Origin of the sequence: Sphingopyxis sp., from assembly GCF_025869345.1 — a bacterium.
Classification (GTDB): Bacteria; Pseudomonadota; Alphaproteobacteria; order Sphingomonadales; family Sphingomonadaceae; genus Sphingopyxis.
This window is the reverse complement of sequence record NZ_JAOZVW010000117.1, coordinates 123,563-137,245: the sequence shown is the minus strand read 5'-3', so window position 1 is coordinate 137,245 and position 13,683 is coordinate 123,563. Positions and strand designations below refer to the sequence as shown.

General features: G+C 68.2%; 10 protein-coding genes. 4 read left to right on the top strand and 6 right to left on the bottom strand.

All coding sequences use genetic code 11. The features are described 5' to 3' along the window. Window positions 1–70: 70 nt before the first annotated feature. From OJI97_RS12440 to OJI97_RS12415, 6 genes are all read right to left on the bottom strand, one after another. Entirely contained in the window at window positions 71–1,753 is a 1,683-nt protein-coding gene (locus tag OJI97_RS12440) for a M56 family metallopeptidase (protein WP_297663892.1), read from the bottom strand. Beyond that, complete coding sequence (locus OJI97_RS12435; protein ID WP_297663890.1) at window positions 1,750–2,118, bottom strand: BlaI/MecI/CopY family transcriptional regulator; 369 nt, start codon at window positions 2,116–2,118, stop codon at window positions 1,750–1,752. Before OJI97_RS12435 ends, OJI97_RS12440 begins: the two co-directional genes overlap by 4 nt. Before the next feature lie 364 nt (window positions 2,119–2,482). Beyond that, on the bottom strand, window positions 2,483–4,207 hold the full coding sequence (locus OJI97_RS12430; RefSeq protein WP_297663889.1) for a cytochrome c biogenesis protein CcdA: 1,725 nt from the start codon (window positions 4,205–4,207) through the stop codon (window positions 2,483–2,485). A gap of 337 nt (window positions 4,208–4,544) precedes the next feature. Continuing rightward, window positions 4,545–4,877, bottom strand: coding sequence for a Grx4 family monothiol glutaredoxin (gene grxD / locus OJI97_RS12425; protein WP_257543603.1), 333 nt, complete (start codon window positions 4,875–4,877; stop codon window positions 4,545–4,547). Between the two features lie 51 nt (window positions 4,878–4,928). Further along, entirely contained in the window at window positions 4,929–5,162 is a 234-nt protein-coding gene (locus OJI97_RS12420; protein WP_297663887.1) for a BolA/IbaG family iron-sulfur metabolism protein, read from the bottom strand. A 10-nt stretch (window positions 5,163–5,172) separates the two neighbouring features. Beyond that, window positions 5,173–5,499 carry a DUF1476 domain-containing protein gene (locus OJI97_RS12415; protein WP_297663885.1) on the bottom strand — a complete coding sequence of 109 codons (327 nt, stop codon included), beginning with the start codon at window positions 5,497–5,499 and terminating at the stop codon, window positions 5,173–5,175. A gap of 210 nt (window positions 5,500–5,709) precedes the next feature. Between OJI97_RS12415 and OJI97_RS12410 the strand changes: the two genes are divergently transcribed. From OJI97_RS12410 to OJI97_RS12395, 4 genes are all read left to right on the top strand, one after another. Continuing rightward, on the top strand, window positions 5,710–8,820 hold the full coding sequence (locus tag OJI97_RS12410; protein WP_297663884.1) for a CHAT domain-containing protein: 3,111 nt from the start codon (window positions 5,710–5,712) through the stop codon (window positions 8,818–8,820). A gap of 4 nt (window positions 8,821–8,824) precedes the next feature. Then, window positions 8,825–10,900 carry an adenylate/guanylate cyclase domain-containing protein gene (locus OJI97_RS12405; protein WP_297663883.1) on the top strand — a complete coding sequence of 692 codons (2,076 nt, stop codon included), beginning with the start codon at window positions 8,825–8,827 and terminating at the stop codon, window positions 10,898–10,900. Beyond that, the gene (locus OJI97_RS12400; RefSeq protein ID WP_297663881.1) at window positions 10,887–11,651 is read left to right on the top strand and encodes a hypothetical protein; all 765 of its coding nucleotides are present in this window, start codon (window positions 10,887–10,889) and stop codon (window positions 11,649–11,651) included. Before OJI97_RS12405 ends, OJI97_RS12400 begins: the two co-directional genes overlap by 14 nt. A gap of 283 nt (window positions 11,652–11,934) precedes the next feature. Beyond that, window positions 11,935–13,680: a ShlB/FhaC/HecB family hemolysin secretion/activation protein gene (locus OJI97_RS12395; protein ID WP_297663880.1), complete on the top strand. Its 1,746-nt coding sequence runs from the start codon at window positions 11,935–11,937 to the stop codon at window positions 13,678–13,680. Window positions 13,681–13,683 lie beyond the last annotated feature (3 nt).

The window sequence follows — 13,683 nt, the reverse complement described above, 5'->3', positions numbered from 1 at the left end:
CGACCCTACCGGGGACGAGGGTCTGCGGCGAAGCTGGCGGGCCGCAAGCGCTGTCTCGCGGCCCGATTCCTTAATGGTCCGCTTTCTCCGTCTCGGCGATTGCCCGGTCGAGATCAGCGGCGACCTTGGCGCGCATAGTCTCGGAAAGCGACCGCGCCGCCTCGCCGCGCGCGAAACTGTCGCGCGCTTTGCGGAGCGCCGACAGCCGCGCTGCCCGGCTCTCCGCCGTATCGCCGCAGCGGATCATGACTACGCGGCTGTGCTTGCCGCCGTCCGTCTCGTCGCGGTTGACGATCGGCGCCACGTCCGCGCCGTTGCCGCAATGCGCGACGGCCAGCGCCCGGCCGTCGCTTGCGGTCCAATTGCCCGCGGGCATCGGGGGCATGGGCGGCATCGGCGGCAGCGCAAAGGCGGTCGTGAAGCGCGCCTTGCGCTTCGCCTCGAGCCTGTCGGCGATCGCATCGGCCTGCGCGCCGGTGACCCCCTGTTCTTTCAGCGTCGCGATGACGTCCTCGCGCGACAGGCTGCCCGGCATCGAAAATTCCACGCGGCGCGCGCTGGGCGCCGTGCCGTCGCTCGTTTCGCTGCGCTCGCGGATCACGACGCGATGCACCTCGCGCTTCTTGCCGTCGCTGGCGGCTCCGTCCTGCCCATCCTGCTGTGAGGTGAAGATCATCACGCCATGCCCCTCGGGCACGGCGGGCGCTTCGGGCGGCAACGGCGCTGCCGGCGGCAGCGGGGCTTCGGGCGGGGCAGGCGGCTCCGGCGGCGCGGGAATGTCCAGATCCTGCGCTCCGCCGCTGGCGGCGCTCGCCGGCACCAGCGTCGCGGTCGCGGCAAGCACGCCCAGCGCCGCGCCGCCGACCAGCAGCTTGCCGATCAGGCCGCGCTTTTTCGAAATATCGTCTCTCGTGAGCATCGTCAGCCTCTCCTGCAAATTGTCGTGAACCGCCATCGGCGCCGCGAGCGACAGCCGCGAGCCGACCGCCGCCTTGGCGATCGCGGTCGCGTAGCGGGCGGTACGAAGGCCCCGGGAAGCGTCGTCCGCCATCGTCAGCACGCGCGCGTCGCACGCCGCTTCCTGATCGAAGCGGAAAGCGCGGATCGCCCGCCACGCCAGGGGATTGAACCATTGCGCCGCGAGCAGCAGCAGCGCCGCGGCATTGGCCCAGAGGTCGCCGTGGCGATGGTGCGCCAGCTCGTGATCGATCGCCAGCGCCCGCTCCTCGGCGACATAGCGCGCGAAGAAATCCTGCGGCACCGCGACGAAGCGCCGCCACAGGCCAAAGGCGACCGGACCGTCGACCGCGCCGGTCATGATCAGGCGGATCTTGCCGAGCGGTTCAAGTTCGACTGCGCCGTCCAGCACCGCGTCCCGAAAGCGCCGATGCGCCGCCCAGGCCGAAATCAGCACGAAGAGAGCGCCGGCCGCCCACAAGGCGAACAGCAAGGGCAGCGCGTCGGCAAAGCTCCACGCCGGGGCGACGACCGCTACGGGCGTGTTCACGGCTCGCGCGGCGGCGACTTCGACCAGCAAGGCGGCGTCGGTCGAGGCCGCCGGGACCGCGACCGGATCGGCGATAGGCAGCGGCGGCAGGATCAGCCGCAGCGCCGGCACGAGCCAGAGCGCATAGGTGAGGTGCGGCCCGAAATGGCGCGCAAAGGGCTTGCGGATCAGCAGCACCGCCAGGACGAGCAGCGCGGTGGCGACCATCGTGTCGCCCCACGCCTGAAGGATCATCGCGCCGCTCATGACTTGAGCGTCCGCAGCAAGGCCTCGATTTCGGCGATGTCGGTGTCCGACAAGGCCTCGCGTTCGGCGAGATGCGCGATCAGCGGGCTGACGCGGCCGCCGAACAGGCGGTCGACGAAGCGCTGCGATTCCTCGCCGACCGCTTCGGCGCGGTCGATCGCGGGGCGGTAGAGATAACGGCGCCCGTCGGCCTCGGCCGTCACCGCCCCTTTCTGGACGAGCCGCGCGAGCAAGGTCTTCACCGTCGCCTGCGTCCATCCGTTGATCTTACCGATCCGCCGGGTCAGGTCGGCGGCGGTCTGCGGGGCCTCGTCCCACAGCGCCGACAGCACCTGCATCTCCGACTCGCTTGCTCGCTCCGCCATATCGGAACCCCTCCCTTGCTGGCGCCTGTTCGCAATACGACTACAAGTGTAGTCATTCGGCTGAACGCCGGCTGAACGAAGCGGTTGCTTATGTGTCGGGATTTTTGACACCCCCATCCATCGGTAAGATATCGCTAACCAGCGTCTCGCGCCCGAAACCGCGAAGGCGGCGAATTGGCACGACGCTTGTATGGTATCGGATGTTCCCGAGTGTTCCGCTCAATGGAGCGGTGGGGGGCATCGGTCTGGTCCCTGATGCCCCCTGCCCCCACCGGGACAACCCCACTTACCCCCGAAGCAGACGGGGGGCGGAGCGGCCATCAGGCCCCGCCCCCCGGACGCTTTTCCCAATCAGCCGCCGATATCAACCAAAGGTGAAGGCGAAGGCCTGAACGCCGGGGTCCAGAAATTCGATCTGGAAGGTCCGGTCCCGCGGCGCCTGCTGGCGCACGAGCTGATAGAGCCGCTGCCCCGTCACCACGCCATTCCCCTGCGCGTCGGTATCGAGTCCATGGTCGGCGCCCGGCACCTTGCCGTCGATCGTCACCCGGAACCGCACCGGCGTCTTCGCATCGGCGGCGCCGAGGACCAGATGCAGGTCGCGGCCGCGAAAGCGGAAGGCGATGCGCGCGCCGGGCGCCGCCGACACCGCATGTTCGCCCCCGACGATCCACGCGCCGCCGAGCGCCCAGTCGTTGCGCGCCGCGAGCGTCGGCAGCGCATAATCGTGCCGCGCATCGCGCACGAACCCGCCCGGCGAAACGAAATTCGCGGCGCGGGCGTAGCCGACATAGGTTTCGGGCGAGCGGTCCTTGCGCGAGCTTTCGGCCTCGCCGACGCCGGTCGCGGCGACCTCGACCGCGTCCATCGTGCCGACCGCGCCGCCGTTTTCGGCGATCAGCCGCTGGATGATCCGTTCGGACTCGGCATAATGGCCCTCGCCGAAGCGCGCCGCGCGGATGCGCCCCTTCGCGTCGATGAAATAATGCGCGGGCCAATATTTATTGTCGAAGCCGCGCCAGATCGCATAGCGATTGTCGAGCGCGACGGGATAGGTGATGCCGAGATCGGCGATCGCCTTGCGCACATTGGCGGGATCGCGCTCGAACGCGAATTCGGGCGTATGCACCCCGATCACCACCAGCCCCTTGTCGCGATATTTCGCGTCCCACGCCTTCACATAGGGCAGCGTCCGCAGGCAGTTGATGCACGAATAGGTCCAGAAATCGATCAGCACGACCTTGCCGCGCAGCCCCTCGGCGGTGAGCGGCGGCGCGTTGAGCCAGCCGGTCGCGCCCGCGAGCGACGGGAACGGCCCCCTGTCGGCCAACATATCGCCGCCCGGCATCGCCTTCGGCATCGCGCCGCCGGGGTGCAGCCGGTCGAGCAGCGACTGCTCGACGCGCGCGGTGCTCGATAGCGACAGGCGCGTGAGCAATCCGGTATCGAGGCCGAGCCCGATCGCGATCACTCCCGCCAGCACCGCCGCGCCCAGCCCCCGGCGCAGCCATTCGCCGGCGCGGATCGAGCGTTTCATCGCCGCGAACACCCGCCCGCCGACGAGCAGCGCCAGCGCGAGCGAGGTCGCCGCACCAAGCGCATAGGCGAGCAGCAGCAGCGACGTCGCTGCGCTCGCGCCGTTCAGCGCGGCGCCGGTCAGCAACAGCCCCAGCACCGGCCCCGCGCACGGCGCCCACAGCAGCCCGGTCGCGACCCCGAGCAGCAGCGAGGAAAGAAAGGTCGAGCGCAAGGGGCCCGCGGCATTCTGCGACAACCGGGCGCCCAATGCGACCAGCGGCCGCGTCGCGCGATCGGCGAGCGACGGAAAGAGCAGCAGCAGCCCGAACAGGCCGAGGACGACGAGCGCGGCGATGCGCCCGTATGCATTCGCCTGCACGACCCAGCCGCCCCCCACCACCGCCAGCGTCGCGACCCCCGCGAAGGTGATCGCCATCCCGATCAGGAGAGGCAAGCCGCTGCGAACGAACGGCTGATCGGCGCGCGCGAAGACGAAGGGCAGCACGGGCAGGATGCACGGGCTGACGATGGTCAGCGCCCCGCCGAGATAGGCCAGTAGGAAAAGGATCACGCGCTACGCCTCACATGCTTCGACCGGAGAGATATGTTCCAGATACGAAGCCGGGCGTCGAGATGTTACAGCGGAGCGCGTCGCCGCAACCCCATTATCACCGCCCCCGCGAAGGCGGGGGCCGCTGGCGGCATGGCGCCGCCCATTTTGGAATCGTCATTGCGAGCGCAGCGAAGCAATCCAGAGTGTGCATAAACCGCTCTGGATTGCTTCGCTTCGCTCGCAATGACGAAGGTTGGCTAAGACTTTCAGCGGCCTCCGCCTTCCGCCTTTGGCGGAAGTTTATCCTGAGCGCCGCCGCAGGCGGCGTCGAAGGGCGGGGGCGACGGGATGAGTTCTACTCCGCCCGCGTCGGAACGCCGTCCATCAGCTGGTGCAGTTCGCCGGCTTCCCACATCTCCATCATGATGTCGCTGCCGCCGATGAATTCGCCCTTCACATAAAGCTGGGGGATCGTCGGCCAGTCGGAAAATTCCTTGATCCCCTGACGGACCTCCATGTCCTGAAGCACGTCGACCGTGTCATATTCGATGCCGAGCCGGTCGAGCATCGCGATCGCGCGCGACGAAAAGCCGCACTGGGGGAACAGCGGCGTGCCCTTCATGAACAGCAGCACGGGATGGTCCGCGACCAGCTTGGCAATGCGGTCGTGCGTGGCGGGGTCGCTCATATCAAGTCTCCGGTGGCGCGAGTGCGCCGAAAAAGGGTTCGCGTCTCGCCCCTATGAAGGAACGGCGGTGGTCAATTGCAAGGCATGAAGTTCGCCGCCCATGCGTCCGCCGAGCGCGGCATAGACCGCCTTGTGCTGCGCGACGCGGGTCAGCCCGCGAAAGGATTCGCTGACGACATGCGCCGAATAATGCTCGTTGTCGCCCGCCAGATCGGTAATCGTCACCTCCGCGCCCGGAAGCGCCGCCGCGATCATCGCCTTCAGATCATCTTCGCGCATGCCCATCGGACCAGCCTCAATTCTCGCTGTCGATAAACTGGCGGCGCGCCTCGGCGGCCTTGTCGTTGAGCGCGGCGCGGATTTCGGCGTCGCTGATCTCGACCTGCGCGGCGGTCAGGTCGCCCGCCAGCTTGCGGATCACATCCTCGTCGCCCGCTTCCTCGAAATCGGCCTGCACTACCGCCTTCGCATACGCGTCGGTCTCTTCGGGGGTCAGGCTCATGCGTTCGGCGGCCCATTCGCCGATCAGCCGGTTGCGGCGCGCGGTGATGCGGAACTGCACGTCCTGGTCGCGGGCGAATTTCGCTTCCTGGGCCCGTTTGCGATCGTCAAATGCGGTCATCTTGTCCTCGCCGAAATGAAACTGTCCCTTGCAGATAGGTTGCCCCGCCCCGGCACGCAAGACGGCTGTGCGGCAGATCACTTCCCTTTTGCAGGCGAAGGGTTTAGGGTCCGCGGCGACGGGAATGGGTCGTACCGCAGCGTATAGACTGCGCCATGCCCCCGACATCGCAGGCATGGCGCGTCGAAGCTCGTCTTTGGGGGATTGGTGATGACCGTTCGACGTCCGTTTTTCGTGCCGATTCTGGCTGCGCTCGCCACGGGCGTATCGGCACCCGCGCTGGCGCAGCCCGACGACCCGACCCTGCGCGACAGTTTCTCGATCGGCGATCAGGGCGGCGCGCTCTGCGAGGTGCAGGCGACGGTGCGCGATTCGGTGATCAAGGGCATGTTCGACCGCGCCTGGGTGATCGTCTGCCGCGACGCCAGCCAGCCCGTCGGCTATGTCCGCATGTTGCGCGCCGGCGCCGACGAGGCCCGCGCCCGCATCGATGCCGGCCGCGCCGGAACCATCGCCTGCGCCGCCGACGGCGCCTGCACGGTCAAGGACAGCAATGTCGCCTGGGCGACGCGGATCGAAGCCGACGGCAACACCGCCTATACGGTCGAGGGTTTCGCCGCCTATGGCGACGCGCTGAACCTCGCCCTCGAATCGATCCGGCACAGGAAGATCGCATCGGGGCAGATCAAGGTCGCGACGACGTCGGTCGGCGGCGGCGACGGTTTCGCGCGGACGCTCGCGGGGACGATCGACGTCGACAAGGCGCTGGCCGAGGGATATCGCCGCAACCACAGCGGCGACTATGCCGAGGCCGCCGAATTTTTCGAGGCGCTGTCGCTCCGCACCGAGGGCGAACAGGCGGCGGCCGGCATCGATCCGACCGAATTCACGCTCAACCGCGCGCTCCAGCGCTCGAACCTCGGCGAATTTGCCGAGGCCGACCGCCTGTTCGGGGAGGTCGAGGCGATCCCGACCAGCGACCCGGTGCAGCTTCGCCTGCGCCGCAACTTCCGCGCGATCCACGCGCTCAACCAGCGCGATTACGACGGCGCCGCGGCGCTGCTCGAAACCCCGATCCCGCCGCTCACCAACGAGGTCGAGGTAGAGGGCGGCGCGGTGACACTGACGCCCGAGATCGTCGCTGGGGTCAACAGCGGCGCCAATGCGCGCGCGGTGCGCCAGGCGGGCGACCGCGAACGGCTGACGCCGACCGAACGCGCGCAGATCATCGACGCGCAGGCGGTCCATCTGCTCGGCACGGTCGACCGGCTGCGCGGCGACGCGAAGGCGGCGAAAGCGGCGCAGCTCAAGGGGCTCGCCGACGCGCTGGCGGTGCGCGAAGGGCGCGTGACCTCGATCGTCCGCCTGCGTTCGCAGATGCTCGGCGAACTGGCGCTCAGCGAAGAGGCGCTCGGCGACAACAGCGCCGCCGACGCGCGCTTTCAGGAATCGATCGGCGCGCTCGCGGTCGAATATCCCGAAACCAACGCACTCGCTTCGGCGCGCGCGCGCTACGCCGCCTTCCTCACCCGGCACGGCGAGGACGACAAGGCGCTCACCATCTATCACGACGTCGTCGGCGCCCTCGCCGCCTCGCAGCGCTCGACCGCGGGCATGGCGAACATGATGGCGCCCTATTACCGCCTGCTCGCCAGCCGCGCCGCGACCGATCCCAAGGCCGCGGGCGATTTCTTCGTCGCCAGCCAGCTTCAGGTCCGTCCCGGCGTCGCCGATACGCAGGCGCTTCTCGCGCGCGAATTGTCGGCGGGCAGCGACGACGGCGCGCGCCTGTTCCGGCAGGCGACGACGCTGAACCGCGATGTCGAGCGCGCGCGGATCGAGGATGCGCGGCTCGCGCAGATGCCCGCGACGGCCGAGGTCAATGCGATGCGCGCCGACCTCAAGACCCAGCTCGACAATCTGTCGTTCCAGCAGGCGGAAACGGTCACCAAGCTCGCCGCCTATCCGCAATATCGCGTCGTCGCGCCGGGCAAGCTCGACCTCGCCGAACTGCAACAGGTGCTGCGCCCCGACGAGGCCTATCTGAAGATGCTCGTCGTCGGCGATGCGGTCTATGCGATGCTGATCGGCCAGGGCGACGCGACCCTGTGGCGCAGCGACATCAGCGCGGAGGGGCTCGAAAACGCGGTCGACACGATCCGCTCGACGATCTCGATCGTCGAGAACGGCAAGCGCGTCACCTATCCCTTCGACGCGGTCACCGCGCGCAAACTCTATACCCAGCTCTTTGGCCCGGTCGCCGACCGGCTGCCGGCGGTGCCGCACCTGATCTTCGAACCCGACGGCGCGATGCTGCGGCTGCCGGTCAACCTGCTGATCACCTCGGACACCGGGCTCGCGGCCTATGAACAGCGGCTGGCCGACCCAAATGCCGACGCGTTCGACATGCGGGGCATCGCCTGGCTCGGCCGGTCGACGCGGCCGAGCACCGCGGTGTCGGCGCTGTCGTTCCGCAACGCGCGGCAGACGGCGCCCTCCGACGCGAAGCACGAATATTTCGGCCTCGGCGAAAATCTGCCGGTGCGGGGCGGCGTCCTGCCGTCGCTGGGCACCCGCGGGGCGGCCGGCGGCGGCATCGACGGAAGCTGCCAGTGGGACGTCAGCCAGTGGAGCCGGCCGATCTCCGCCGCCGAACTCGTCACCGCAAGCGGCACGATGGACCGCGGCGCCGCGACGCTGCTCACCGGCGGCGCCTTCACCGACACGGCGGTCAAGAACCGCAGCGACCTGTCCGATTATCGCATCATCCACTTCGCGACGCATGGTCTGGTCACCGCGCCGCGCCCCTCCTGCCCCGCCCGGCCCGCGCTCGTCACCTCGTTCGGCGACCAGGATTCGGACGGCCTGCTGACCTTTCAGGAGATTTTCGATCTCAAGATCAACGCCGACCTCGTCATCCTGTCGGCGTGCGACACCGCGGGCGCCGCGACCGTCGCGGCGACGCGCGAGGCGGGCGTGGCGAGCGGCGGCGGCAACGCGCTCGACGGGCTGGTGCGCAGCTTCATCGGTGCCGGCGGACGTTCGGTGATCGCCAGCCACTGGCCCGCGCCCGACGATTTCGACGCGACCAAGCGGCTGATCGGCGGCCTGTTCGCGGCGCGGCAGGGCGAAAGCATCGCCGACGCGCTGTGGACGAGCGAGATGCAGCTCATGGACGACAAGCGCACCTCGCACCCCTATTATTGGGCGGGCTTCGCGATCATCGGCGACGGCGGCCAGCCGCTGCTCCACGGCGCCCCCGCCGCGGCGCAAACGGCCACAGCGCGAACGGAAGGGGCCGCGGGCCGCTCGGCTCTCTGATCCGATGGTAACGGCGACCACCGATCCCGCGCCGGGGGAGACGCGCCCCGCGGCCGTTCCGCTGCGCAAGCAGATCCGCCGGCTGGTGATGCAGCTTGGCCCCTCGCGCATGGCGGCGACGATCCTGTTCCTGATCATCGCGACGCTGTTCGCACGGCTGAGCTGGCAGATGCCGCTCGTCGGCGACGCCGAACGCGCGCTTTACGATGCGCGCGCGACGCTGATGGCGCCGCATGTCGGGCAGGACAAGCGCATCGTCATGGTCACCTATGACGACGAGACGCTGTTCAACACCGGCATCCGCTCGCCGCTCGACCGCACCTATCTGGCGAACGCGCTCGCCAATCTCGATCAGATGGGTCCGAAAGCGATCGGCATCGATATCGTCTTCGACTCGCCGCGCCCCGACGATGCCCTGCTGAAGGCGCAGCTTCGCGCGATGAAAACGCCGACATGGCTCGCCTATGCCGAGCAGGCGAGCAATCCGAACACCATTTTCTATGAACAGCAGAAATATCTCGAATCCTATCTGGCCGAGGTGACGACGGCCAGGACCAGGCCGACGAGCGTGCTGTTCCGGACCGACAGCGACGGTGTGATCCGCAACTGGCCCGACCGGCCGAAAAATCTGCCGCCGCTGATGGCGAATGCGCTGGCTCCGGTCGACCCCGCGCACGCCAATTTCAAGGGCAATATCCGCTTTCTCGTGCCCGCGCGCGTCGCCAAGGGACAGGAAGAGCCCGTCTTTTCCAAGATTCCGATCGACACCTTCGCCGCGCCGATGGACGCCGATACGCGCGCGGCCTTTTCTGAGATGATCCGGGGCCGCTATGTGCTGATCGGCGGCAATGTGATCGACAACGACCAGTTCAACACGCCGCTCAGCCGCTTCACCGATCCGATCACCGGACTGCACGAGACCATGATCGGGCTCGAGGTTCACGCGCATATGCTGGCACAGCAACTCGACAAGGACTGGTCCAGTCCGGTGCCCGGTCCGGCGCTCTGGGTGCTCGCGGCGCTGGTGGTGATCGCGGGCGGCCTCACCAGCCTCATCGACATGCGCGCGCGCTGGGTCGCGCTCGCCTTTCTCGGCCAAATGGTCTTCTTCGCCGCTTTCCCCTTCTGGCTCCAGGGGCATCATGTCGATACCACCACGCTTCCCGCCTTCGGCTGGGCGATCGGCTGGCTGCTCGGCTATGCCGCGGTCGGCACCGCCGCGCGCACCATCGGGTCGCGCCAGCGCGCGTTCGCGCAGTCGGCGCTCGGCAAATATCTACCCGCCGACATCGCGGCGCAGATCATGCGCGATCCCGACCAGCTCTCGCTCCACGGCGAGCGGCGCAACATCTATTGCATCTTCACCGATCTCGAAGGCTTCACCAAATTGAGCCACGCGACGACCCCGGAAACGGTGGCGCGGCTGCTCAACGAATATCTCGACCGCCTGTCCGACATCGTGCTCGACCATGGCGGGACGATCGACAAGTTCGTCGGCGACGCCGTCGTCGCTTTCTGGGGCGCGCCGATCAGCCGGGCGGACGATGGCGAAAAGGCCGCGGCGGCGGCGATCGCCATGTATCAGGCGGGCGAGGCTTTCCGCGTCGACCTGGCCGGCGAGGATGTTCCGCCGATCGGCATGACGCGCGTCGGGCTGCACGTCGGCGATGCCATCGTGGGCAATTTCGGCGGCGAGGGCCGCATCCAATATACCGCGCTCGGCGACAGCATGAACACCGCGTCACGGCTCGAATCGGCGAACAAGAGCCTGAAGACCGGCGTGCTCATTTCGGCCGAGGCGGCCGAGCGTTCGGGCCGCGACGACCTGGTGCCGATGGGGCGCGTCACGCTGCGCGGCCGGGCGCAGCCGGTCGACGTGCTGACCCCGCGCCCCGACCTGCCGCCCGAGCAGCGCGCGCGCATCGCGGCGCTTGTCGCGGCCCACGCGGCGGGCGATAAACAGGCCCATGTGATCGCCGCCACAGCATTGGCAAAAGACTTCGGTAAGGATTTATCCATCATGTTCCTGATCGAACGACTGAACGAGACCGAAAAGGGAGAAAGCTATGTCCTTTCCTGAAGTTCCGATGCGGCGCATCGGCCTGGCCGCCGCCGCCGCCATCGCGGTGGTCGCCTTTGCCGGCACCGCCGCCGCGCAGTCGATGGTCGTGCGATCGACGGGACCGTCCGCCGGCAAATATCCGACCGGAACCAAGCTCAAATCGACCGACCGGCTGACGCTCGTCTCGGGCGACAAGATCGTGCTGATGCAGGCGGGCAAGACCCGGACGCTGTCGGGGCCCGGCACCTTCGGCGCGACCGGCACGATCCAGGCCAGCCAGTCGATGGGCGCGACGGTGACGCGGATGCTGTCGACCGGCCCGACGATGCGCTCGCGCGGCGGATTTTCGCGCGGGGCCGAGGAAGCACCGCCGGTCGATATCCGCGCACCGAACCTGTGGCTGGTCGATTTTCGCGAAGGCGGCACCTTCTGCGTCGCCGATCCCGCGCGGCTGACGCTGTGGCGGCCGAACATGGACACCGATCAGCTGCTCAAGATCGAGCAGGACGGCAAGGAAGAGACGGTCGCGATCGTCGCCGGCGCGAATTTCCGCAAATGGCCGACCGAGGCGATGCCCCTGCAATATGGCGTCGACTATCGCCTTTCCGGCGCGGGTCTGGCGAAGCCGGTCACCATCCGCTTCACGCCAATGGGACCGTTGCCCGACAGCGCCGAAAGCTCGGTCGACATGCTGATGGCAAAGGGCTGCACGCCGCAGCTCGACCGGCTGGTCAGCGCGATGTCCGACAGCGAAACAACGGGCGGCTGATACGAAAGGGCGGGCATTGAACCCGCCCTGCCCATCTGATAATAGTGCGAAAAAGCTGCCATAAAGAAAAGCGGCAAAGTCCTTTCCTTGGGTCGAAAATTCGCACTGTCGGGCAACCGGCGGGGCATGAGTTATGAGTGCGCGCGGCATGGCGGGCGCACGAGGTACGCAAGGGGTGAGGATGACGGGCATGGGGGTTCTGGAGCTTGGCGGAAGTGCGCGGTCCGCGCACGATCGAATCCGCAAGACGATTTACAAGGCCGGCGCCTGCTCGGCGGGATTGATGGCCCTGAGCTTGCCGCTGGCGGCGCAGGCCCAGGTCGCGCCCCCGGCCGCATCGTCGGTGCCGACGCGCGAGGAAATCCAGCGCCCCGCCCTGCCCCCCGCAACGCCGCCGGGCGAACGGGTTATCGCGGCCGACGACAGCATCGAACGTGCGCCCTGTCCGCTCGCCAATCCCGAATTTTCCGACGTCATGGTGACGGTGCGCGAGGTGCAATTCTCCGGCGGCGAAGGCATCGACACGTCGATGCTGGGCGAAAGCTGGCGCGACAAGGTCGGACAGAAACTGCCGGTCGCGGTAGTCTGCGACATCCGCGACCGCGCCGCGACGATGCTGCGCGCCAAAGGCTATCTCGCGGCGGTGCGCGTGCCGCCGCAGACGATCGACGACGGCGTCATCAAACTCGACATATTGTCGGCGCGGATGACGCGGGTCGAGGTGCGCGGCGACGCGGGGGCCAACGAGGGCCTGCTCCAGCGCTACCTGTCGCGGCTCGACGATCAGCCGGTGTTCAACATCTCCGACGCCGAACGCTATCTGCTCCTCGCCCGCGACATTCCCGGCATGGACGCCCGGCTGACGTTGCGCCCCGGCGCGGCCGCCGGTGAGGTCGTGGGCGAAGTCACAGTGTCGCGCACGCCCGCCGTCTTCGACTTCAACGCGCAGAATTTCGGGTCGAAGGATGTCGGCCGCTGGGGCGGGATCGCCCGCGCGCGCATCGCCGGCCTGACCGGTATGGGCGACCTCACCACGCTCAGCTTCTATGCGACGCCCGATTTCGACGAACAGAATGTCCTCCAGCTCGCGCACGAATTTCGCGTCGGCGGCGAAGGGCTGCGCTTCGGCGCCAGCTACACCTACGCCTGGACCCGCCCCGACATCACCGGCTTTCCGGTCAAGTCGAACACCCAGATCGTCAGCCTGTTCGCTTCCTATCCGCTCGTCCTGACGCAGGCGCGGCGCGTGACGCTGGGCGGCGGGCTCGACATCATCGATCAGGACATCAAGCTCGGCCCGCTGCCGCTCAACCGCGACCGCGTCCGGGTGCTCAACCTGCGCGCCGACGCGGGCTGGATCGATCCGGCATCGATCGCGGGCAGGAACGGCTACAGCCCGTCGGAGCCGCGCTGGTCGCTGGGCGCCTCGCTCGAGGCGCGGCAGGGACTGAACGCCCTTGGCGCCAGCGACGATTGCGGCCCCGGCGGCGCTGCCTGCTTCCTGCCCGGCGCGATCCCGCTGAGCCGCGTCGAGGCAAAACCCGACGCTTTCCTCGTCCGCGCCAGCGCGCAGGCCGAATGGCGGCCGGCGAAATCCTTCACGCTGGCGGTCGCGCCGCGCGCGCAATGGGCGAGCGATCCGCTCGTCGCCTATGAGGAGTTTTCGGGCGGCAATTTCACCGTCGGGCGCGGTTTCGATCCCGGCACGGTGATCGGCGACAGCGGCGTCGCGGTTTCGGCCGAGGCGCGCTACGGCTCGTTCGTTCCGGCGAATGCAAAAAGTTTCGCCTTTCAGCCCTTCGTCTTCTTCGACGCGGCGTGGGTGTGGAACAAGGACAGCAGCTTCAACGGGCTCAATCCGCAAAAGCTCTATTCGGCCGGCGGCGGCCTGCGCGTCGCCTATGGCAATCTCGGCCGCATCGACATGACGCTGGCCGTGCCGCTCAACAAGGGCGGCTTTCTGGCCGAGCGGCCCGATCCGCGTTTCCTGGTGTCGCTCACCACCCAGTTCGGCGTGAAGGCGCGCTGAGCC